15 protein-coding genes are annotated in these 22,816 nt (G+C 72.8%); 5 read left to right on the forward strand and 10 right to left on the reverse strand.

The window, feature by feature from the left end:
• The coding region (locus KUM03_RS02740; protein WP_217245395.1) for a DUF6350 family protein at nucleotides 1-1,391 on the reverse strand (1,391 nt) is incomplete at its 3' end.
• Nucleotides 1,392-1,487: 96 nt separating this feature from the next.
• On the opposite strand from KUM03_RS02740, the gene KUM03_RS02745 reads away from it, so the two are divergent.
• On the forward strand, nucleotides 1,488-2,771 hold the full coding sequence (locus KUM03_RS02745; RefSeq protein ID WP_217245396.1) for a helix-turn-helix domain-containing protein: 1,284 nt from the start codon (nucleotides 1,488-1,490) through the stop codon (nucleotides 2,769-2,771).
• A gap of 140 nt (nucleotides 2,772-2,911) precedes the next feature.
• Here the strand turns inward: KUM03_RS02745 and sucD are convergent, their stop codons facing one another.
• From sucD to KUM03_RS02780, 7 genes are all read right to left on the reverse strand, one after another.
• Nucleotides 2,912-3,796 (reverse strand): succinate--CoA ligase subunit alpha, encoded by an 885-nt coding sequence (gene sucD / locus KUM03_RS02750; protein WP_073724911.1) that lies wholly within the window; start codon nucleotides 3,794-3,796, stop codon nucleotides 2,912-2,914.
• A gap of 28 nt (nucleotides 3,797-3,824) precedes the next feature.
• A complete protein-coding gene (gene sucC, locus KUM03_RS02755) occupies nucleotides 3,825-5,006 on the reverse strand; it encodes an ADP-forming succinate--CoA ligase subunit beta (protein WP_217245397.1) in 1,182 nt (393 codons plus the stop codon).
• Nucleotides 5,007-5,474: 468 nt separating this feature from the next.
• Nucleotides 5,475-6,476, reverse strand: coding sequence for a hypothetical protein (locus tag KUM03_RS02760; protein WP_217245398.1), 1,002 nt, complete (start codon nucleotides 6,474-6,476; stop codon nucleotides 5,475-5,477).
• Between the two features lie 164 nt (nucleotides 6,477-6,640).
• The gene (locus KUM03_RS02765; RefSeq protein WP_217245399.1) at nucleotides 6,641-7,576 is read right to left on the reverse strand and encodes a hypothetical protein; all 936 of its coding nucleotides are present in this window, start codon (nucleotides 7,574-7,576) and stop codon (nucleotides 6,641-6,643) included.
• Nucleotides 7,577-7,751: 175 nt separating this feature from the next.
• Nucleotides 7,752-8,921 carry a VWA domain-containing protein gene (locus KUM03_RS02770; protein ID WP_217245400.1) on the reverse strand — a complete coding sequence of 390 codons (1,170 nt, stop codon included), beginning with the start codon at nucleotides 8,919-8,921 and terminating at the stop codon, nucleotides 7,752-7,754.
• The gene (locus KUM03_RS02775) at nucleotides 8,918-11,614 is read right to left on the reverse strand and encodes a DUF5682 family protein (RefSeq protein ID WP_254398751.1); all 2,697 of its coding nucleotides are present in this window, start codon (nucleotides 11,612-11,614) and stop codon (nucleotides 8,918-8,920) included. Before KUM03_RS02775 ends, KUM03_RS02770 begins: the two co-directional genes overlap by 4 nt.
• Nucleotides 11,615-11,821: 207 nt before the next feature.
• Nucleotides 11,822-12,976 carry an AAA family ATPase gene (locus KUM03_RS02780; protein WP_217245401.1) on the reverse strand — a complete coding sequence of 385 codons (1,155 nt, stop codon included), beginning with the start codon at nucleotides 12,974-12,976 and terminating at the stop codon, nucleotides 11,822-11,824.
• A gap of 131 nt (nucleotides 12,977-13,107) precedes the next feature.
• Between KUM03_RS02780 and KUM03_RS02785 the strand changes: the two genes are divergently transcribed.
• Both KUM03_RS02785 and KUM03_RS02790 read left to right on the forward strand, forming a co-directional pair.
• Complete coding sequence (locus KUM03_RS02785; protein WP_217245402.1) at nucleotides 13,108-14,463, forward strand: SWIM zinc finger family protein; 1,356 nt, start codon at nucleotides 13,108-13,110, stop codon at nucleotides 14,461-14,463.
• Between the two features lie 48 nt (nucleotides 14,464-14,511).
• Nucleotides 14,512-16,200 (forward strand): DUF5691 domain-containing protein, encoded by a 1,689-nt coding sequence (locus tag KUM03_RS02790; RefSeq protein WP_254398752.1) that lies wholly within the window; start codon nucleotides 14,512-14,514, stop codon nucleotides 16,198-16,200.
• A 350-nt stretch (nucleotides 16,201-16,550) separates the two neighbouring features.
• Here the strand turns inward: KUM03_RS02790 and KUM03_RS02795 are convergent, their stop codons facing one another.
• On the reverse strand, nucleotides 16,551-16,967 hold the full coding sequence (locus KUM03_RS02795; protein WP_073724926.1) for a cobalamin B12-binding domain-containing protein: 417 nt from the start codon (nucleotides 16,965-16,967) through the stop codon (nucleotides 16,551-16,553).
• A 432-nt stretch (nucleotides 16,968-17,399) separates the two neighbouring features.
• On the opposite strand from KUM03_RS02795, the gene KUM03_RS02800 reads away from it, so the two are divergent.
• Nucleotides 17,400-18,356: a triacylglycerol lipase gene (locus KUM03_RS02800; protein ID WP_217245403.1), complete on the forward strand. Its 957-nt coding sequence runs from the start codon at nucleotides 17,400-17,402 to the stop codon at nucleotides 18,354-18,356.
• A gap of 228 nt (nucleotides 18,357-18,584) precedes the next feature.
• Nucleotides 18,585-20,174, forward strand: coding sequence for a peptidoglycan DD-metalloendopeptidase family protein (locus tag KUM03_RS02805; protein WP_217245404.1), 1,590 nt, complete (start codon nucleotides 18,585-18,587; stop codon nucleotides 20,172-20,174).
• A gap of 75 nt (nucleotides 20,175-20,249) precedes the next feature.
• Here KUM03_RS02805 and pcrA read toward each other — a convergent pair whose 3' ends face one another.
• Entirely contained in the window at nucleotides 20,250-22,763 is a 2,514-nt protein-coding gene (pcrA, locus tag KUM03_RS02810; protein WP_217245405.1) for a DNA helicase PcrA, read from the reverse strand.
• Nucleotides 22,764-22,816: the final 53 nt, after the last annotated feature.

Below are 22,816 nucleotides of genomic sequence, written 5' to 3' on the forward strand. Positions count from 1 at the left end.
CGCCACACCCGCGCCCCCCGCGCCACCACCGCCACCGGCACCGCCACCACCGCGATCCACCCCAGCGCCGCGCCCCCGACCTGCCACCACACCGGCCCGAACCGGGCAAGCGCGGCACTCCCGAGCGGACCGCCCGCCAACGCGGCCAGCAGCGCGACGAGCACCGCGCACAGCACGGCGGCCAGGACGGCGGCGCCAATGGTTCGGCGCCAGGACCACACCACAGCGACCTCGTCACCCCCCGGCGCCGCCTCCCGGCCCACACCCGCCGTGGCCGCCCGCGCCGTGAACCACCCCACCACCACCCCCGCCACCAACGGCACCACCCCGGCCGCCCAGTGCAGCGGCGTGCCCGGCCCCGCGTCCGGCACCGCCGCCAGCAACGGGAACGGCGGCAGCAACGGCGTCGGCGCGGAGGCGAGCGGGCCCACGACATGACCGGTGCCGAGCACGAAACCCGGGCCGAGGGCGTACGCCGCCGCCCACACCGCCGCGTTCGGCACCAGGGTCAGGCAGAGCAGCAGCACGGCGAAGCGGCCCGACCACCCCTCGGTCAGCCGCAGGAACGCCTCCTGCGCGGCGCCCCCGTGCCACACCAGCGACACGGCGAGCAGCAGCGCTCCGCCCCCGACGAGCACCGCCGCACCGGCGCCCGCGGCGCGCGTGGCGGCGCCCAGGCGCGCGTCCGGCTCCACGATCAGCTCCCGCAGGTTCCGGGGCAGCACCCGCAGCGCCCGGCCCACCGGGCCGCCCGGACGGCCGAACGCCGTCCACACTCCCGCGCCCGCCGCGCCCATGGTGACCAGGGGCAGGCAGGTCGCCGCCCACCACAAGGACGGCCGCAGCGCAGCGTCGGCCGAGTACAGCACGACGGGCGTGGCGACGGCGAGGTAGCCGAGCACGACCCCGGCCCAGGCGTTGCGCGCGGAGACCGGCGGTGGCCCGGCGTCCCGCAGGCGCCCGCCCGCGCCCAGGCGTCCGGCCCCGGCCTTCGCGCCGGCTCCCACGGCCACCCCGACCCCGTCCCCGGGGTCGGTGGCGTCCCGGGCCGCGCGATGCAGCAGCCACACCGGCAGCAGGAGCAGCAGCAACGGGGTGACGCCCACGGGCGCGGGAGTACCCGAGAGCGTGTCGGCACGGACCAGTTCGGCCCCGTGCGCGAGCACCCACAGCGCCGCGGCGACGTGCAGGGTGCCGCCGGGCCCGCTGTCGGGGTAGGGCGAACTGATCCAAAGCACCGTCACGAGCACGGCGCACGACGCGAGTCCCAGCCCGGCCGCGACCGCGCCGCCGAGGAGGCCGTCGGACAGACCGGGCGACCGGTCGCGCCACCGGGTGCGCAGCAGGGACAGCGGGGCTGGGCGGGCGGTCGTCTGCATCACACCCGCCATGCTCCCAACGACACGCGCTTTCCCGGCGTAACAGGCGAAGCTCCGCTGTGTCGCTCAATATATGTTTATGTACTTTTTCGTACGAAGGGGCGCCCTGTGACACGGAGCCCCGCAACCCCGCTCCCTCCTCCCAAGGCACGCCGACGCCTGCGCGAGTCCGCCTCGCTGACGCAGGCTCAGCTCGCGGCGCGGGTGGGGGTCACCCGCGAGACGGTCCGTGCGTGGGAGTCCGGCCGCACCACTCCACGCGGCCGCAAACGGGAGGCGTACGCGAAGCTGCTGAACACCCTGGCCGAGGAGGCGGCGGCACGGCGGGCCAAGCCGACGCTCACGCCGGAGCCGGAGCCCGAAACGGAACAGTCACCGGTGCCCGTCGTCGTGGCCGCGGGAGCCGGGGCGCCGAGCCCCGCCGAGGAGGCCGCCCAGGGGCCTGTTCTGGGGTCTGCCCTGGAAGCGGTCGGCAGCCCCGCACCCCCCGCGAAGCCGCTGGACGAACAAGTTCCGGAGGAACAGCCGGACCGCGGCCCGGAAACGGAACCCCACTCGGAGCCGATGCCCGGGTCAGCACGCCCCGGCCCGGACCGGCTGACCCCCGCTCAGGCCTTTGACGCCCTGTACGGGTTCAGCGCCCCGTCCCTGGTGCGCCAGACCTACCTGCTGACCGGTCGGCGCGAACTGGCGCGCGAGTCGGTGGAGCGGGCCTTCCAGGTCGCCTGGGAGCACTGGCCCGAGGTGGCCCGCGACCGCGACCCGGTGGGCTGGGTCCGGGCGACGGCGTACGAGTACGCGCTCTCGCCCTGGCAGCGGTTCCGGCTGCGCCACCGGCACCCGGAGCCGCCCCCCGCCGACCCCGGCGACCGCACTCTGCTGAACACCCTGCTCAGGCTTCCCCCGCCGCACCGCCGCACGCTCCTGCTGTACGACGGTGTGGGTCTGGGCCTGCCCGAGACCGCGGCGGAGACGGAGGCGAGCACCCCGGCGGCGGCGAACCGGCTGATGCGCGCCCGCGAGGCCCTCGCCGGCCGGCTGCCCGAGCTGGCCGACCCGCAGGTGCTGCACCGGCGGCTGGCCGAGCTGGCGTCCGCCGAACGGCTGCGGGCGGCCGAACCGACGGCGGTGCGCACGGGCAGTGAACGCCGGGCGCGTTTCCTGACCCGGGCCGCGATCGCCTTCACGGTCGCCCTCATCGGGACCACGGCCCTGACCCTGCGTACCGCGCCCACGCACTACGAACCTCCCGTGTCCCCCGGGGAGACGGTGCGCGGGGTGCCGCCCAGGGTCGCGCCGGGACCGCTGTCGGACGAGCAGCTGGAGCTGCGGCAGAAGCTGCGGGACCAGTTGCAGGACGGCCCGGAACGGCTGACGCCCCGGATCGAATGACACCGTTCGGCTTGTCGCCGTTCAGCTTGACGCCGTTCGGCTTTCGTCACGCCGCCGTACGCCGAGTGGGCCCGCCCTCTGACGAGGACGGGCCCACTCGGTGTGGTGCGCCGCGCGCCGTGGCGTGGCGCGGAAGGTGTTCAGCCGGCCAGGATCTCCCGGGCGAGCTTCGCCGTCTCGGTCGGCGTCTTGCCGACCTTGACGCCAGCGGCCTCCAGGGCCTCCTTCTTCGCCTGGGCGGTGCCGGACGAACCGGAGACGATGGCGCCGGCGTGGCCCATGGTCTTGCCCTCGGGCGCGGTGAAGCCGGCGACGTAGCCGACGACCGGCTTGGTCACGTTGGCCTTGATGAAGTCGGCCGCGCGCTCCTCGGCGTCGCCGCCGATCTCGCCGATCATGACGATCAGGTCGGTCTCGGGGTCGGCCTCGAACGCGGCGAGCGCGTCGATGTGCGTGGTACCGATGATCGGGTCGCCACCGATGCCGACGGCGGTCGAGAAGCCGATGTCGCGCAGCTCGTACATCATCTGGTACGTCAGCGTGCCGGACTTCGAGACCAGGCCGATGCGACCCGGCTTGGTGATGTCGCCCGGGATGATGCCGACGTTGGACTGGCCCGGGGTGATGATGCCGGGGCAGTTCGGGCCGATGATGCGGGTCTTGTTGCCCTTCTTGCCCGCGTACGCCCAGAAGGCGGCCGAGTCGTGCACGGCGATGCCCTCGGTGATCACGACGGCCAGCGGGATCTCGGCGTCGATGGCCTCGACGACGGCGTCCTTGGTGAACTTCTCCGGCACGAAGATGACGGAGACGTTGGCGCCGGTCTTCTCGATGGCCTCCTTGACGGTGCCGAAGACCGGTACCTCGTTGCCGTCGAAGTCCACGGACTGACCCGCCTTGCGCGGGTTCACGCCGCCCACGACGTTGGTGCCGTCGCCGAGCATGAGCTTGGTGTGCTTCATGCCGGTGGCGCCGGTCATGCCCTGGACGATGACCTTGCTGTCCTTGTTGAGCCAGATAGCCATGGTGTGTTGGTGTCCTCGTCCTGAGTGCTTACTTGGCGGCGTGGGCCAGCTCGGCGGCCTTGTCGGCCGCGCCGTCCATGGTGTCGACGCGCTGGACCAGCGGGTGGTTGGCGTCGGTGAGGATCTTGCGGCCCAGCTCGGCGTTGTTGCCGTCGAGGCGGACGACGAGCGGCTTCTCGACCTTCTCGCCGCGGTCCTCGAGGAGCTTCAGCGCCTGGACGATGCCGTTGGCGACCTCGTCGCAGGCGGTGATGCCGCCGAAGACGTTGACGAACACGGAGCGGACGTCCGGGTCGCCGAGGATGATCTCCAGACCGTTCGCCATGACCTGGGCGGAGGCACCGCCACCGATGTCCAGGAAGTTGGCGGGCTTCACGTTGCCGTGCTTCTCACCGGCGTACGCGACGACGTCCAGGGTGCTCATGACGAGACCCGCGCCGTTGCCGATGATGCCGACCTCGCCGTCGAGCTTGACGTAGTTGAGGTTCTTCTCCTTGGCAGCCGCCTCGAGCGGGTTGGCGGCGGCCTTGTCGTGGAGCTCCTCGAAGTCCGGGTGGCGGAACTCGGCGTTGTCGTCGAGCGACACCTTGCCGTCGAGGGCGATGACGTCGCCGGAGACGACCTTGGCCAGCGGGTTGACCTCGACCAGGAGGGCGTCCTCCTTGATGAAGGTGTCCCACAGCTTGACCAGGATGTCGGCGACCTTGTCGGCGACCTCGGCCGGGAACTTCGCGGCCTCGACGATCTCGCGCGCCTTCTCGGGCGTCACGCCGTCGATCGCGTCGATCGGGGTCTTGGCGACGGCCTCCGGACGGGTGGCCGCCACCTCCTCGATCTCCACGCCGCCCTCGACGGAGGCGATGGAGAGGAAGGTGCGGTTGGCACGGTCGAGGAGGAAGGAGACGTAGTACTCCTCGACGATCTCGGGGGCGGTCTCGGCGATCATCACCTTGTGGACCGTGTGGCCCTTGATGTCCATGCCGAGGATGTCCGTCGCGCGGGCGACGGCCTCGTCCGCCGAGGCGGCGAGCTTCACGCCGCCGGCCTTGCCGCGGCCACCGACCTTCACCTGAGCCTTGACGACGGACTTGCCGCCCAGACCCTCGGTGATCGCGCGCGCCGCCTCAGGCGTGTCGATGACTTCACCGGCCAGCACCGGTACATCGTGCTTGGCGAAGAGGTCCCTCGCCTGGTACTCGAACAGGTCCACGCGCTTCCGTCCCTATCAGTGATCTCGCGGTTCGTTGGATGCGTGGGCGTGCCGCGAAGGGCAACGTGACGTCCGCTGTGAGTCACAAGGGAGGCGCACACGGTGTCCGAGCGCGCGGCATGTCCGTCTCGCAGGTTATCGCCGCTTGCGGGGGGTCTCTAAATCGTGGGTCACACCTGAGCGGTGATGCCTGTCACATGATGCCGCGCTCACTGGCACGGGGTGCCTGGTGTGAGGGGCGGAAAAGGCAGAGAAAGCGCAGAGAAGGGCCTCACCGGGTTGGGGTTGACCCGGTGAGGCCCGTGGAACGCCCCGGAGCGGCCGCGGGAGTGCGGCCGTCCGGAGTGCGGGCGGCCGGTCCCCACCCCAATGGGGACCGGCCCGCCCGGTCCGCGGAGCTACGGCCGGACGGGGGCCGACGGCTTTCGGCCGGACCGTCCGGGCCGCGCGCTCCGCGAAGCCCGTTGGTCAGGCCCCGTAGGGGTTGCCCAGCGCGCCGTAGGCGCCGCCCTGGATGTCCTGGGCGTAGGCCTGGGCGTAGTCCGGGGTGACCGACTCGGCGATGTTCTCCGCGCCGGTGACGGCGTTGCCCGTCAGCGGCGTGTCCCGGACGGTGCCGGTCAGGTCCTGCGTGAAGGGGGCGACCTGCCCTGTGACGTCCTGCGCGAAGGGGACCGCCTCGCCGGCGACGCCGTACGTCAGCGTCGTGGCGCTCTCGCCGACGCCCCCGACGACCGGCCGCACCGTGTCGGCCACGGCGTCCGACACCGTGTCGACGACCGGGCGCACAGCACCCTCGACGCCCCCGGCGAACGACCCGGCGTGCCCGGTCACGCCCTGGGTCAGGGGCGGCACGGTCCCGGCGACACCGTCCGCGAACGGGCGTACGTCGCCCGCGACCCCGTCGGCCAGCCCGCCTGTGTCCTGGACGGCCTGCCCGGCGACGGGCACGGCACCGTCCACGGCGGTGTTCGCGACCGGCGGCAGGACGGCGTCCCTGGTGTCGCCGGTGACCTCACCGGCCAGTCCGGTGGCGTACGGCCGGACGTCGCCGACGATCGCCTCGGCGACCGGCACGGCACCGCTCACCGCCTGCTCGGCGACCGGCGGGGTGACCGTGCCGGCCGTCTCCTGGGCGGCGTCCTGTGCCTGGTCGAGTTCCGGGGCGAAGGCGGAGAGAGGTCCGAAGAGGTAGTCGATGTCGGCGGTGGCCGCGTCCGTCACCGGGGTCGTCACGGAGGTCGTGACGGCGGCGGCCTCGGGGGCCGGGACGGTGTCCGACGCGGAGGTGACGACGTCCGACATGGAGGGGGCGTCGGCGACGGCGTCGGCCGTCGTGTCCGTCACGACGTCGGGGACGGACACGGAGGCGGCGGGCAGTTCGTCGGCACTGGCGACGGCGGAGCCCAGTGCCCAGGCGCCGGTGACGCCTGCGGTGATGACTATGGAGCGGCGGATGTTCTTGTTCATGAGTACGTCAGGTCCTTCGAAGAGCTGAGCTTGGGACATTTCCGAATTCCGGATGCCTGGCCGGCGGCGTCCGCCCGGAGACGTGGATGAGAAGCGTCCGGACGGCGGGCAGACCTCTCCGCCCCGCGCGGCGAGTCTGCGGGGGGGGAGGGGAGGATCCGCTGCTAGGCGGGAGAGACCGGAATGTCCCGGTACCGGTCCCGGGTCTCGGCAGCGTCGGCGCGCGCAAGGGCGCCGGGCACGAGTCGGAACGGGATCCCGTGATGCGGGGTGACCGCGTGTGCGTCACCGTGGCGGGGCGTGCCGTGGTCGGCACCGGCCCCCGTGCCCAGCGCGCCGTCCGGATCACCGGTGGGCGACTGGCGGGCGGGGGCGGGGCTCGGGGTGGTCGCGGTGGACGGCGACACCGCGCGGTCGGTGGTGCCGTGCGCCGCGGACCAGGCGGCGGGCGTGGCGGGCCGCGGACCGTAGGCGGCGGTCGCCGAGGCTGCGGCCCCTTCGGTGGACCGGGCGTCGGAGGCGGCTGCCGAGGCCGCGGAGTCCTCTTCGGGGCCGACCGTGTCGGAGGCGACCGGTTCCGTGATCGACGGCAGGGTCTGCGGGAGCGGGTCGGCGGGCACCACCCGACCGGGCAGGCCGGCCAGATCAGGCAGGTCACCCAGACCAGATGGGGCGGTCAGGCCGGGCGGGGTGGTCAAGCCGGGCGGGGTGGTAAGCGCCCCCAACGGAGGAACCTCCGCCTGCGCGGCCGACCCGAGCCCGTTCGCCACCGTGTCCACCGCGTCGACGACCGGCCGCACGAGCCGGTCCTCCACGAGGCGGTCCTCCACGGGCCGGACGACATCCTCGGTCATGTGACGAAGACCGAGGTCGGGTACCGGCACCTCGTGTGCCTGAGCGACCGGAGAGTCCTGGCCGCTCACGAGTCCGGTGACGTCCCTCGGCGACGGAACGCCCTCGGCGGCCTGTGCCCGCTCTCCGCAGAGCACCCCCAGCACGAACAACCCGCCCACCAGCAGCGTCACGTGCAGCGCACGCCGCCCGGCCGCCGTGCGCATCATGCGCCAAGCGGCCTCGGGCAGAACTGCTGACCAGGTCAAGAGGGGGAGATTCCTCCCGTGCGGCGGAACGGTTCACACGTCGTATTCACACGAACTGTCGATACGACGCGCGATCCTCGCACGTACCTCCGTAGGTCACGCAAGCCTGGCCCGACCGATGGCCAGTCATGTCCGTTTTGCCGGAAGGAATCGGGCCACCTGGGTCGACAAATCGTCACCCGGCGTCCGGTATCGGCAGCGCCCGCTTCTCGATGGCCGCGGCCATCACCTCCGGGAAGAGGTCGGGCGTGCAGGCGAAGGCCGGTGCGCCCAGTTCGGCGAGTGCCGCCGCGTGCTCCCGGTCGTACGCGGGCGCCCCTTCGTCCGACAGCGCCAGCAGTGTCACGAACTGCACGCCGGCCGCCTTCATCGCCGCGACCCGCTTGAGCATCTCGTTCCGTATGCCTCCCTCGTACAGGTCGCTGATCAGCACGACCACCGTCTCCGCGGGCCGGGTGATCCGTGACTGGCAGTAGGCCAGCGCACGGTTGATGTCCGTGCCGCCGCCGAGCTGGGTGCCGAACAGCACGTCGACCGGGTCGTCGAGCTGTTCGGTGAGGTCGGCCACCGCCGTGTCGAAGACCACGAGCCGCGTGCTGATCGACCGCATGGACCCGAGCACCGCGCCGAACACGGAGGCGTACACGACGGACGCCGCCATCGACCCCGACTGGTCGACACAGAGGATGACCTCCTTCTTCATGGAGCGGGACGCGCGTCCGTAGCCGACGAGCCGCTCCGGCACGACCGTCCGGTGCTCGGGGAGGTAGTGCTTGAGGTTGGCCGCGATCGTGCGGTTCCAGTCGATGTCGTGGTGGCGGGGCCGGCTGACGCGCGCACTGCGGTCGAGAGCACCGGTGAGGGCGGCCCGGGTACGTCCGGCGAGCCGCTTCTCCAGGTCCTCGACGACCTTTCGGACGACGGCACGTGCCGTCTCCTTCGTCGTCTCCGGCATCGCCTTGTTGAGGGACAGCAGGGTGCCGACGAGGTGCACGTCGGCCTCCACGGCCTCGAGCATCTCCGGCTCCAGCAGGAGTGTGGCGAGGCCGAGCCGGTCGATGGCGTCCCGCTGCATGACCTGGACGACGGAGGACGGGAAGTAGGTCCGTATGTCCCCGAGCCAGCGTGCCACGGCCGGCGCGGAGGCCCCCAGCCCCCCGGAACGCTCCCGTCCCGTCCGTGGCTCCGCCCCCTTCCCGTAGAGCGCGGTGAGTGCCCCGTCCATCGCGGCGTCCGAACCGGAGAGCGGGTGGCCGGTGCCGTCGGCCTGGTCACCACCGAGCACGAGCCGCCACCGCCGCAGCCGCTCCTGTGCCGCCTCGGCGTCCACAGGCTTGGCCGTCATGCGTCCACCTCCACTGGCACGTTGAGATCACAGCCCCCGGACACGGCACTCGGGCCGACCCGGTCCGCTGCATCCGCCGGGTCCGCTGATTCCGCCCGGTCCGCTGCATCCGCCGGGTTTGTTGATTCCGGCCGATCCGCTGATTCCGCCGGACCCCCTGAATCCGCCCGGCCCGCCGGACCCACCCGATCCGCCGGATCCACCCGGCCCGCCGGTTCCACCGCGCCCGCCCGGTCTGGCAGGCCCGACACAACTGCGCTGTCCGCCGGGTCCGACGAGCGCGGCCGGTCCGCCGGAACGGCTCGATCCGCTGTGCCCGCCGGGCGAGCATCGCCCACCGTGTCCGCCTCGTCCGCCGCATCCCCCTCCTCGGCCGCGAACCCCTCGTCGGCCGCCTCTCCCTCGCCCGCGCCGTCGAGGCCGAGCAGCAACCGGACCACCGGCAGCACGGCGTCGGCACGCCCGGTGTCGAGGCCGGGGGCGAAACCGGGTGCGCCGCCGTCCGTCACCGTCACCCCCACCCGGCCTTCCGGGCCACGCCGGACCAGCTCGCCGATGCCGCGGCGGACTGCCGGCTCGTACGCCGAGAAGGTACGCCGCAACAGCGGCAGTACGTCCGTGAACGCCTCCGCCGGTACACCGGTCAGCCACCCGTCGACCAGTGCGAGCAACCGTTCGTCGTGGAGGAGCAACATGCCGCCGCCCGGGCCGCCGCCGAAGAAGCCCTCGATCCACGCCGCGGCGTCCGCCGGCCGCGTCCCCGGGGACAGCACCAGGCCCATGAGCCGCGCCGCCTCGTCCGGCGCGAGCTCGCCGTCGTCCAGCAGGAGCCGGACGACCCGCCCGCGGATGACACCGGGCACGGTGTCCCGGCCGGACAGGGTGTGCAGCACGGCCCGCCAGCGGGCTCGCAGGTCGCCGTGGCCGGGCGCCGCAGCGTCGCCGAGCAGTCCCACCGCGCCGTGCACGGCGTCCACGTGCCGGCACATCTCCTGCGCCGCGTCGGCGTCCAGCGCGGCGCAGGCCGGTGGCAACCCCACGAAGACCCGCTCGGCGAGGCCCGCGGCGACCTCGGCCAACGCGCCGGTGCCGGTGCCGCGCACATCGCCGTAGCGCAGTGAACGGACGAGGGCCGGCAGGGCCTGGGCGAGATGGCCGACGTCCGTGTCGAGCGCCGCGCGGTCGGCGAGTATCCGCATCACCGGGCCCAGCGCGTCCGGCAGTTCGGCCAGCAGACAGCGTTCGGCGAGCGCGGTGACCTCGGCGAGGGTCCGCGCGGTGACGGCGTCCGCCTCCGCCTTGGCGGTCGCCGCGGCCAACACGGTGGTGCCCCACACTCCGGCCTCGGCGACCCGCACCGACAACTCCGGCTCCCACCGCAGCCGCCACGTCTCCCGGAATGTACCCGTGCTGCCCCGCGAGGAGGCCGACTCCCCCCAGCCGATGCCGAGCAGCCGCAGCCGGTGCAGCAGTCTGCTGCGCCCCGCGTCGGTCTCCTTGCGCAGGTCGAGCTCCAGCTCCCGTTCCGAGGCCTCCGGCTTCAGCCGCAGCCGCCGCTGCAGCCGGGCCAGGTCACGCTGCAGCGGCACCGCGGGCGCCCCGGCGGGTACCTCGCCCAGCACGTCACCGACGACCAGCCGGTCGTGCACCAGTGCCAGGGGCACGTCCGAGCCCTCGCACATCACCGCCCGTACGGCCTCCGTCGTCTCGCTCAGCCCGGGCAGCGGGCGGCCGCGCAGCACGGCGAGGGTCTCGGCCAGCCGCACCGCCTCGATGACGTGCGCCGAGGAGACGAGCCGGTCCTCCGCCCGCAGCAGCCCGGCCACCTTGGTCAGCCACCGCTCCACGGGCCGGTCCGGCGCGCTGAACAAGTGCCCGTACCAGCCCGGCGACTCGATACCGGCCCCGTACCCACTGGACCGGGACAGCCTGCGGTGGGTCCAGGGCACCCAGGTCATGTCCACCTTGGTCCTGGGCAGCCCCTTCAGCAGCGCCCGGTCGGCGCCGACGGTGGCCTTGCGCCGGAGCGCGGGCACGTGCCAGGCCCCGCACACCACGGCCACACCCTGGGCGAACTCGCGCTGTGCCGCCCGTACCTGGAGCCGCATGTACGCCTCCCGCACCGGCTCCCGGTCGTGCCCGCCGCCCTCCTCGGTCTCCCGCAGCACCGTCATGGCCTCCTCGAGCGCCGTGAACGGTGCGAGCACGTCCCCGTCGCCCGCGTCCCGGTGTTCGACGGCGTCCTCCCACCAGAGCTCGGGATCGTCGTAGCCCGCGGCCTCGGCGAGCACGGCGAGCGGATCGCCCCGGAGGCCGGGGGAGGCGGCACCGGACCCGTCCCCCTCGCACTCTCGGGACTCGACCTCCTCGCCCTCGGACGCCCGCCACGCCAGTGTGTGCGCTGCCGGCAGGTCGATGAAGCGGGCCGGTACGTCGTGCTCCAGGGCCCAGCGGACGGCCACCCACTCCGGGGAGAACTCGGCCAACGGCCAGAACGCCGAGCGCCCGGGTTCGTCCACGGCGTGGGCGAGGAGCGCGATCGGGGGACGCATGTCCTCGTCCGCGGCCAGCGGGATCAGGGCGTCGGCCTCGGGCGGCCCTTCGATCAGCACGATCCCCGGCCGGGCCGCCTCCAGCGCCGCCCGGACCGCCCGTGCCGACCCCGGCCCGTGATGGCGTACGCCCAGCAGCAACGGCCCGCTACCGGCCCCCGCTGCCCCGCAGGCCCCGCCACTCCCGGCGTCGCCACGCCCGTTCCCGCCCGGTCGACCCCTCCTGGTGCTCTCAGCGCCCGCCACACCGTCCCCCTCGCCTGCGGGACCAGGACGAGTCCTCGTCGTCCGCTGTGGTGCCCGGGGCCGGAGTGCCCGTCCGCGGCGGCGCCCACGTCCGCGTGCCGCTCACGCGCTCACCTCCCGGCACGCCCGGTAGAAGTCCTTCCACCCGTCGCGCTCCCGGACGACCGTCTCCAGGTACTCCTGCCAGATGACGCGGTCGGCGGCCGGGTCACGGACGACGGCGCCCAGGATGCCCGCGGCGACGTCGCCGGGCCGGAGCACCCCGTCACCGAAGTGGGCCGCCAGCGCCAAGCCGTTGGTGACGACGGAGATGGCCTCGGCCGTGGACAACGTGCCGCTGGGCGACTTCACCTTCGTACGCCCGTCGCCCGTCAGCCCGTCCCGCAGCTCACGGAAGACGGTGACGACGCGGCGGATCTCGTCGACGCCGTCGGGCGCCGTCGGCAGGTCGAGGGAGCGGCCGATCTGGTCGACACGGCGCGAGACGATCTCGACCTCGGCCTCCGCGGTCTCGGGCAGCGGCAGCACCACGGTGTTGAAACGCCGGCGCAGGGCGCTGGAGAGGTCGTTGACCCCGCGGTCCCGGTCGTTGGCGGTGGCGATCAGGTTGAATCCGCGGACCGCCTGCACTTCCTGGCCCAGCTCCGGTATCGGCAGGTTCTTCTCCGACAGGACGGTGATGAGCGTGTCCTGCACGTCGGCCGGGATGCGGGTCAGTTCCTCGACCCGGGCGGTCATGCCCTCCGCCATGGCGCGCATGACGGGGCTGGGCACGAGGGCGTCGCGGCTGGGGCCGTGGGCGAGGAGCCGCGCGTAGTTCCACCCGTAGCGGATGGCCTCTTCGGGAGTGCCGGCCGTGCCCTGCACCAGCAGGGTCGAGTCACCGCTGACGGCTGCGGCGAGGTGCTCGGACAGCCAGGTCTTCGCCGTGCCGGGCACGCCGAGCAGGAGCAGGGCGCGGTCGGTGGCGAGCGTGCTGACGGCCACCTCGACGATGCGGCGCGGGCCCACGTACTTCGGCGAGATCTCCGTGCCGTCGGGCAGGGTGCCGCCGAGCAGGTAGGTGGCGACCGCCCACGGCGACAGCTTCCAGCGGGGCGGGCGCGGGCGGTCGTCCTGCGCCGCCAGCGCGTCGAGTTCGGCCGCGAACTCGTTCTCGGCGTGCGGACGCAAGACCTCCGCTTCCGGTGCGGCCCCGTCCCGGCTCGCGTCGACGGACGTCGGTGCCGCGGATGTCGGTGCTACGGACACAGGCATGGCTGATTCCCCCTCCAGCTCGGCCGGCTCGATCTGCCATCCACGGTGCACCACGCCACTGACAATCGCTCTGACCTGCGAAAACGTCAGCTCGAAGTCGATTGTCAGTGGTGGGATCTACCTTCGATGACATGACTCAGCAGGGGGTGCGCTGGACCGCGGACCAGGTGCTGGCACTGGCACCTGACGCGGCGTCACGCAGAGCAGGCGGCAGACTCGCCACGACCGGCCCGTGGTCGGAGGTGGGGAGCTCCGAGGAAGGGGCGGTGTGGGGGCTGTGCCAGGGCAGCGGCAGCCGGCCGTATCGCACGGTCGTCGACATGGCGGACGTGTCCGGGCCCGCGTACACGTGCGGTTGCCCGAGCGACAAGTCTCCGTGCAAGCACGCGCTCGGGCTGTTGCTGCTCTGGGCGGGCGGAGACGGTGCGGTCCCGGTGGGCGAGCCGCCGGGCTGGGCGGAGCAGTGGGTTGCCGGGCGACGCTCGCACGCGGCGGAGAGGACGGCCGCGGGACCGCCCGGGCCCGCCGTTCGGCCCGGTGATCCGGCGGCGGCGCGGCGCCGCGCCGCACAGCGGGCGGAGCGGGTCACCGCGGGCGCGACGGAGTTGGAGCAACGCCTGGCGGACGTCTTGCGCGGTGGCCTGGCCGAAGCGGAACGGGCGGGGTACGGGCTGTGGGAGGAGACGGCGGCCCGCATGGTCGACGCCCAGGCGCCGGGGCTCGCCTCGCGCGTGCGTGAACTGGGGTCGATACCGTCGTCCGGTCCCGGCTGGCCGGTCCGGCTGCTGGAGGAGTGCGCCCTGCTGCACCTCCTCGACCAGGGCTGGCTGCGGCGCGATCGGCTGCCGGAGGATCTCGCGGCGACGGTCCGCACCCGCGTCGGTCTGCCGTCGACCGCGGACGGCCCTCCGGTGCGGGACCACTGGCTGGTCCTCGCTCAGTACGACACCGCCGACGCCCGGCTGACGACCCGTCGCGTCTGGCTGTACGGCACGGAGACGGACCGCGTCGCACTGCTCCTCTCCTACGGCGCCGCAGGCCGGTCCCCGGAGCTGACGCTGCCCGTGGGGCTGAGCCTGGACGCGGAGTTGTCGGCGTATCCGGGCGCCGGCCGGCAGCGGGCGACCCTGGGCCAGCAGTTCGCGCCGCCCGCACCCGCTGAGATACGTCCGAAAGGTGGCACGCCGTCCCAGGCGGTGGCCCGCTACGGCAAGGCCCTCCGTGACGATCCGTGGCTGGAGTCGGTGCCGGTGACTCTGGAACGTGTCGTCCCGGTGCCGGACGGCGACTCCTGGCAACTGGCGGACGCCGCCGAGGACACGGCGCTGCCGCTCACCCCGGCCGTCGGCGATCGTACGGGGCTGTGGCGCCTCGTCGCCCTGTCCGGTGGCGCGCCCGTGAAGGTGTTCGGCCAGTGCGGCCACCGGGGTTTCACGCCGCTGACCGCCTGGCCGGACGGGCCCGGTCGGGCAGTGCCGCTGTGCTGACCCGCCCCTGCTGACCCGCCCCACGACACGGAACCGGAAGGGAACGGCATGACCAGGACGCCCGCGACCGCGGACGCGGACACACCCGTGCAAGCACCCGCCTCCGCTCCCGCAACCGCCACGAAACCCGCACCCGCACCCGCACCCGCACCCAGTCTTTGGGAGGACCTGGTCACCGCAGCACTGCTCGGTACGAGCCGGCGCACTCCCCGCGGCTGCGAGCCCGGGGCGCGCGCGCCGGCGGCGCTGCTGGACGCGGCTGCCGCCGAGACCGTCCGAAGGCGTGCCGGACTGTGCCCGGTCCCTGCGGCCCGGCGTCCGGAACCGGCTCCGCGGGACCCCCGCCCGACCCTGCCGGCCGCGGCGGCCCACCGGCTCACGATGCTGCTCACCGACCGGCCGGGCACGGCGGGCGGCGGCCGTCGAGGCACCGCCCCCGACCTGATGGAACTGCTTCCCCAGTGGCTGGCAGCGGCGAACGCCCGAGGTTTCGCGGCACCGCCCCAGTCGGTCCCGGCCCTGTTGGACGCGGCACGGGGGCGCACGGACCTGCGTCCGGCGGCACTGGCGTTCGCGGGGCCCCGCGCCCTGTGGCTGGCCCGGCTGAATCCGGACTGGCGGTTCGCCCTGCGGGCGACGCCGGGCGGCGGCACCGCGCTGCCCGGCCCGGAGGCCGCGGAGCGGATACGGCGACTGTGGGAGGAGGGTCTCTTCGCCGAGCGGGTGGCCCTGCTGGCGTCCCTGCGCGCCCGCGACCCGGTGGCGGCGCGAGCGCTGCTGACCTCGACATGGGCGACGGAGCGGGCCGAGGACCGGCTGATGTTCCTCGACTCACTGCGGACGGGGCTGGAGGCGGCGGACGAGCCGTTCCTCGAGCAGGCGCTGGCCGACCGCAGCCGCAACGTGCGGGCGACGGCGGCGGAGCTGCTGTCGGCGCTGCCCGAGTCGGCGCTCGCCGCGCGCATGGGGGCGCGCGCCGCGACGTGCGTGTCCCTCGACCGTTCCCTGGACCCACCGGCGATCGCCGTCGAGGCTCCGCACGAGTGCGACGCGGCCATGGAGCGGGACGGCGTCATTCTCAAGCCGCCTTCGGGGCGGGGGGAACGGTCCTGGTGGTTCGGTCAGTTGGTGGAGGCGGCGCCGCTCGGGACGTGGCCGGACCGGCTCGGCAGACGTACCCCCGAGGAGATCGTCGCCCTGCCGGTGGCGGACGACTGGCAGAGCGATCTGCAGGCGGCGTGGTGCCGGGCCGCGGTACGGCAGCGGAACGGGGCGTGGGCGAGGGCACTGTTGGGTGCGCCCACGGCGCCCGAGGCCGGGGGGCCGGGTGCGGTGTCACTGGCCGAACGGGCCAAACTCCTCGGCACGCTGCGGGCCGGCGAGCGTGCCGAGTGGGTCGCCGGGTTCATCGCGACGCACGGCCTGTCGGAGGCTTTCCAGCTGCTCGGGATGTGCGCGGTGCCGTGGGCCCCGCCGCTCGGACGTGCGGTGGTCGACGCGCTCAACATCGCCCGGGACGCGGGGAGCTATCCCTGGAGTTTCAGTGGTGTCATGGGTCTGGCCGAACGCTGCCTCGACCCGTCGGAGGCGGGCCGCCTAGACGGCCTGCTGGCGATACCCGACGAACCTGAGGACGCGTCGCCGGGAGCCGGTGGGTACTGGGCGGAGGCGTTCCAACGGCTCGTGACGACACTGCGGTTGCGTGCGGCGATGGCCGAGGAGCTGGCGGCGGAGTAGCGGACGGGCGGATGAGGGGGAGAAGCGCGGTTCGAACGCCGGTCCGCCCACCGCGCGGCCCGCCGGCCAGGCGATCACGCCGCCCTGGCGCCGGCGCCGTGACGTGGGGCAAGTGCCGCGAACGCCCCGGCGCTCCGGCGTTCTGACGCCCAGGCGTCCGGGCGCCCCGGCGGCCGACACTCGGCGCGCCCCAGCCGCCGGCATCGGCATTGGCGCGCGGCCCCCAACACGCGGACCGCACCACCGCACCACCGCACCACCGCACCACCGCACCACCGCACCACACGGTCGGACCAAACGGTCGGGCCAAACGGTCGGGCCTCCTCAGCCCGCACCACCGGACCGCGCGGCTACGCCCCCGCCGGCTCCCGCACGTTCGTCCGTACCCAGTCCACGATCGACGCCGTCGTCGCGCCGGGGGTGAAGATCTCCGCGACGCCCTTCTCCTTCAGCGGGGCGATGTCCGCCTCCGGGATGATCCCGCCGCCGAAAACCAGGATGTCCGCCGCGTCCCGCTCCTCGAGCAGCTCGATCACGGCGGCGAAGAGCGTGTTGTGGGCGCCGGAGAGGATGGACAGCCCGATGGCGTCGGCGTCCTCCTGGATCGCGGTGTCCACGATCTGTTCGGGTGTCTGGTGAAGCCCGGTGTAGATGACCTCCATACCGGCGTCGCGCAGGGCCCGCGCGATCACCTTCGCCCCGCGATCGTGGCCGTCGAGCCCCGGCTTGGCCACCACCACGCGGATCGGACCGGCTGCCACACCCATCACTGCCTCCATGAAGCGACTACATCCATCCGTACCGACAAGTACCGCACATCTCGCCGGCGCGGACACCCCGCACCACGTCGTCCGGGGAAGTGAACGAACGTTATCGCCAGCATCCCGCAACCGGCAGTTTCGCGGTGGATACAGAGGGGGAAATCACACGGTGGGACACGTTCGCCGCGCGCCGTTCACAGGGCGCGGCGGCATCACGCGTACGGAGAGCCGCAGCGAGGGCAGGACCGGGCAGCAGCCGGCCTCGTCGCCTTATCACCGACACCACAGGGCTCAAAGAGCACCCGAGCACCGAATGTCACTTCGGCACGCCCATTCAGGCATACCTCGCAAACACCACCGATCACTGGTGTCACGACTCTCCACGAGGGCACACGGGGGACAGAGGCGTCCCTGCGCGTGCCGACAGGAGGTCGGCCCATGAAGGTCACCACGGCAGCACTGCCCCTTCTCCCGCTCTGCCAGCGTCTTCTGCCCGGCCTGCCGGGGCTGCCCGGTCTGCCGGGACTACCAGGGCTGACGAGTCTGACGGGCCTCCCGGGTCGGTTGACCGGACTCTCCATGACCCTCCTGAAGGCCAGCGCCCTGGAGGTCGCGATCCTCGCCGGGCATCTTCTGCTCTACCCCTCGGGGATCATCCAGGAACGCCGCTCCGTCTGCTCCCTCCCGTCGACGGACTCCCGCGACCCCGAAACCTCACCGCCCGCCCCTCGGCTCCCCGCACCCACCAGCCCCCCGGTCGTCCTGCTGCACGGTTTCATCGACAACCGGTCGGTTTTCCTGCTGCTGCGCCGCAGTCTGGCCCAGCACGGCAGGCACCAGGTCGAATCGCTCAACTACTCCCCCCTGACCTGCGACATCCGCACCGCGGCCGAGTTGCTCGGACGGCACATCGAGGAGATCTGCGAGCGGTCGGGCAGCGAGCGGGTCGACGTCGTCGGGCACAGCCTCGGCGGGCTGATCGCGCGGTACTACGTGCAGCGCCTCGGCGGAGACCTCCGCGTCCGGACGCTCGTCACGCTCGGCACCCCGCACGCCGGCACCCGGGTGGTCCCTCTGGCGAACGCGCACCCGATCGTGCGCCAGATGCGCCCTGGTTCCGCGGTGATCGAGGAGCTGACCCGGCCGTCACCCGGTTGCCGCACGCAGTTCGTCAGCTTCTGGAGCGACCTGGACCGGGTGATGGACCCACTCGAGACGGCCTGCCTCGACCACCCCGATCTTTCCGTACAGAACGTACGGGTGAGCGGCATCGGGCACCTGGCTCTGCCCGTGCACCCCGCCGTGGCCACCGGCATCCGTGAGGCGCTCGACGCCGTCGCGCCGCAGGCGGGCACGGGGACGGGCAAAGGCACCGGCGGCCTGACGGTCGCCTGACCAGCCTCAGCCGGCAGGAGGCTCCGAAACCGGGCGGCCACCACCCGATCAGATTCGAACAAGCCCCGAACACAAAGCCAAACTCGTGCCCGCCGTCCCCCAAAACACGGCCGATTGCCCGTTTCCTGCGCGCGCGAAACCTGACGAAGATTGTCGTGCCCGTATACCGCCGGGTACAGTCGCCGCACTGCTCTGGCAGCCCCTGTTGTCGAGGCGAAAGAGAAGTTGGTGAACGACCGTCACCCGTCGGGGACCATGACCACCCCGGCCTCGGCTTCCGACGCCGACCCGGCGCAGTACGCGTCGTACGGCACAGGGGAGGCCCAGTACGGCGACCTCACCACGTACGGCGACTACGGCACCACTGGTTTTTCCACCGGCGCCACCACCACTGCGACCTTCGACGCGGACCCCCTCTTCGGCAGCCTCCCGGGCCAGGACACCGGCGCCTACGACACCACCGGTTCGTACGACGCCACCCAGTGGTCCACCGGCAGCGGACAGACGCCCGGCTACGACGCCTACACGGCCCAGCACCACGCCGCATACGACACCGGCGCCTACGACACGACCGCCTGGGCGGCCGAGTACCAGCAGCCCGCTCCCGTACAGCCGCAGGCGGCGAGCGCCGAGGCCACCGGACAGTGGGACACGGGCGCCTGGGACCAGCCGGACCAGTCCGGCAGCCCCGCCGACCGGACCCAGCAGTGGGACTGGGGCACGCAGACCTTCGAGACCGGCACCTTCGAGACCGGCTCGTTCGCGACCGGCACCTTCAACGCCGGCGCATTCGACACCGGCGCCTACGACGCCACGCAGTGGAACTCGGCCGGCACCGCCCCGGAGACGCCCGAGACGCCGGAGAACGCCGCGCCCGACGCCACACCGGCCTCCCAGGAGACCGGCTCGACCGGTTCGAACCCCGACTCACGCGACGACGAGTTGGCTGCCACCGGCGAACTCCCCACCGTGACCGCCCTCCTGGAGGACCAGGAGGAGGTCGTCACCCCGGCCACCCACATCCCGGCTCCACGCGCCGGCTCCCGCAGCGGCGCCCGTTCCCGCCGCCGCCAGCCCGCCAAGCGCTCGGCGCTGATGACCATCGCCGTACCGTCGGCCTGCGTGATGAGCGTCGCGGGTATCGCGGCAGCCTCCGTCGGCGGCCTGAGCGGCGACGACGGCACGGAGGCCGCGGCGTCCGCGGCGGACGCGGCGGACGCGGGTGAGGGGAAGGCGGCCCCGGTCAAGCCGTCGGCCGCCAACAACAAGCTGGACACCCAGCTCACCAGCCTCGCCGCCGGTGCCGACGACTTCGCCGACCGGGCCAGCCGGACGCAGGAACGCATCGACCTCAAGGCCCAGCAGGCCGCCGAGAAGAGGCGGGCGGCGGAGGAGGCGGCCCGCAAGGAGCGGCTGCGCCCGAAGTTCGCACTCCCCGTCGAACAACACGGCCTCAGCGCGTATTACGGCCAGGCCGGCATCAACTGGATGTCCGTGCACAGCGGCATCGACTTCCCCGTGTCGTACGGCACGACGGTGATGGCCGCGACCGACGGCACGGTCCGCACGCAGTACAACTCCGCGTACGGCAACATGATGATCGTGACCGCGAAGGACGGCACGGAGACCTGGTACTGCCACCTCTCCAGCTACCAGGTGCCCTCCGGTACGACGGTGAAGGCCGGCGACGCCATCGCGTACTCCGGCAACTCGGGCAACTCGACCGGTCCGCACCTGCACTTCGAGGTGCGTCCCTCGGGCGGTTCGGCCATCGACCCGCTCTCCTGGCTGCGCAGCCACGGCCTCAACCCGACGTAGCGGAGTAACGTCTCACCAGCACGCCGAGCGGGGCCCGAGCCCTGCGGCCCGGACCCTCAACCGGAACACGACACCTCAGAGCTTCTCCACCGGTGCGTACCGCAGCAGCAGCCGCTTCGGCTTGGCGTCCCCGAAGTCGATCGTCGCCTCGGCGTTGCTCCCCGTGCCCTTGATCCCGACCACCGTGCCGAGCCCGAACTGGTCGTGCGTGACCCGGTCGCCCACAGCCACCGACACCGTCGGCTGGTCGGTGGCGGACCGGCGGGTGGCGAAGCCGGAGGCGCCCGACGCCGAGGAGCGGGAGCGGGACGACGACAGCGAGGCGGCCACCGCGGAGACCGGCGCGGAGGGCGCGGGCCCGTTCGCCCCGGTCCGCTTCCACTCCAGGTGGGGCGTGGGAATCTCCTCCAGGAAGCGCGAGGGCGGGTTGTACGACGGCTGGCCCCAGGCACTGCGCAGCGTGGACCGGGTCAGGTACAGCCGCTCACGGGCGCGGGTGATGCCGACGTACGCCAGGCGCCGCTCCTCCTCCAGCTCCTTGGCCTGGCCCAGGGCGCGCATGTGCGGGAAGACGCCGTCCTCCATGCCGGTGAGGAAGACGACCGGGAACTCCAGGCCCTTCGCGGTGTGCAGGGTCATCAGAGTGACGACGCCGTCGCCGTCCTCGTCGTCGGGGATCTGGTCGGAGTCGGCGACGAGGGCGACCTTCTCCAGGAAGTCCGCCAGGGTACCGGTCTCCTCACCCTCGCCCTGCTCCTGCTCGAACTCCAGGGCGACGGCCGCGAGTTCCTGGAGGTTCTCGATACGGGTCTCGTCCTGCGGGTCGGTGGAGGCCTGCAACTCCGCCAGGTACCCAGTGCGTTCGAGGATCGCCTCCAGCACGGTCGCCGGTCCGGCGCCGGACTCGACGACGGTGCGGAGGTCCTCCATGAGGGTGTTGAACCGCCTGACGGCGTTGGCCGAGCGCGCGGCCATGCCGTACGCCTCGTCGACGCGCCTGAGCGCCTGCGGGAAGCTGATCTTCTCGCGCTGGGCGAGGGCGTCGATCATCGCTTCGGCGCGGTCGCCGATGCCGCGCTTGGGGACGTTGAGGATGCGGCGCAGCGGCACCGAGTCCTCCGGGTTGGCCAGCACCCGCAGGTAGGCCAGGACGTCCCGGACCTCCTTGCGCTCGTAGAAGCGGACACCGCCGACGACCTTGTAGGGCAGGCCGACGCGGATGAAGACCTCTTCGAAGACGCGGGACTGCGCGTTGGTGCGGTAGAAGACGGCGACGTCGCCGGCCTTGGCCTCGCCCGCGTCCGTGAGGCGGTCTATCTCGTCGGCGACGAACTGGGCCTCGTCGTGCTCGGTGTCGGCGACGTACCCGGTGATCTGCGAGCCGGCGCCCTGGTTGGTCCACAGGTTCTTGGGACGGCGGGACTCGTTGCGCTCGATGACCGCGTTGGCGGCGCTGAGGATGGTCTGGGTGGAGCGGTAGTTCTGCTCCAGGAGGATCGTGGTCGCGTCCGGGTAGTCCTCCTCGAACTGGAGGATGTTGCGGATGGTGGCGCCGCGGAAGGCGTAGATCGACTGGTCGGCGTCACCCACCACGCACAGCTCGGCGGGCGGCACCTCGGCCTCGGGCGGCACGTCGACCGGGTGCTCGGCGGGGGTGCCGACCAACTCGCGCACGAGCGCGTACTGGGCGTGGTTGGTGTCCTGGTACTCGTCGACCAGGACGTGCCGGAAGCGGCGGCGGTAGTGCTCGGCGACGTCCGGGAAGGCGCGCAGCAGGTTGACCGTCGTCATGATCAGGTCGTCGAAGTCGAGGGCGTTGGCCTCGCGCAGTCGCGACTGGTACATGGCGTAGGCCTGGGCGAGGGTCTTCTCGAAGCCTCCCCCAGACTCCGTCTGGGAGGTGCCCCCAGCTGCCTGCGCGGCGAAGTCCTCCTCGTCGATCAGCTCGTTCTTCAGGTTGCTGATCTTGGCGCTGAAGGACTTGGGCGGGAAGCGCTTGGGATCCAGGTCGAGGTCGCGGCAGACCAGGGCCATCAGGCGCTTGGAGTCGGCGGCGTCGTAGATCGAGAAGGACGACGTGAAGCCGAGCCGCTTCGACTCGCGGCGCAGGATGCGGACGCAGGCGCTGTGGAACGTCATCACCCACATCGCGTTCGCCCGCGGGCCGACGAGCTGCTCGACGCGCTCCTTCATCTCACCCGCGGCCTTGTTGGTGAAGGTGATCGCGAGGATCTGGCCGGGATGGACATCGCGCTCGGCCAGCAGGTGGGCGATGCGGTGGGTGAGCACGCGCGTCTTGCCGGAGCCGGCACCGGCCACGATGAGCAGCGGGGAGCCGGAGTGGACGACGGCGGCGCGCTGGTTCTCGTTCAGCCCCTCCAGGAGCGCGGCCGGGTCCAGGGCGGGGCGGGGGGCGCCGTCCCGGTAGTACTGGTCCCGGTCCGGAGGCACGTCGAACTTCCCGCCGAACAGATCGTGCGGAACCGGCTCCGGTCCGTGATCGTCCTCGGGCGGCGGCGGAGGTTCTTCCTCGTGACCGCGGGGGGTCTGGAGGCTCGCCAGGAAGCTGTCGTCAAAGAGGCTGCTCATCGCTCTCCGAGTCTAGGGCGCCCCACCGACAACCGGTTCCCGCCCCGGAAAAT

The organism is Streptomyces sp. AC602_WCS936, from assembly GCF_019049125.1.
GTDB lineage: Bacteria > Actinomycetota > Actinomycetes > Streptomycetales > Streptomycetaceae > Streptomyces.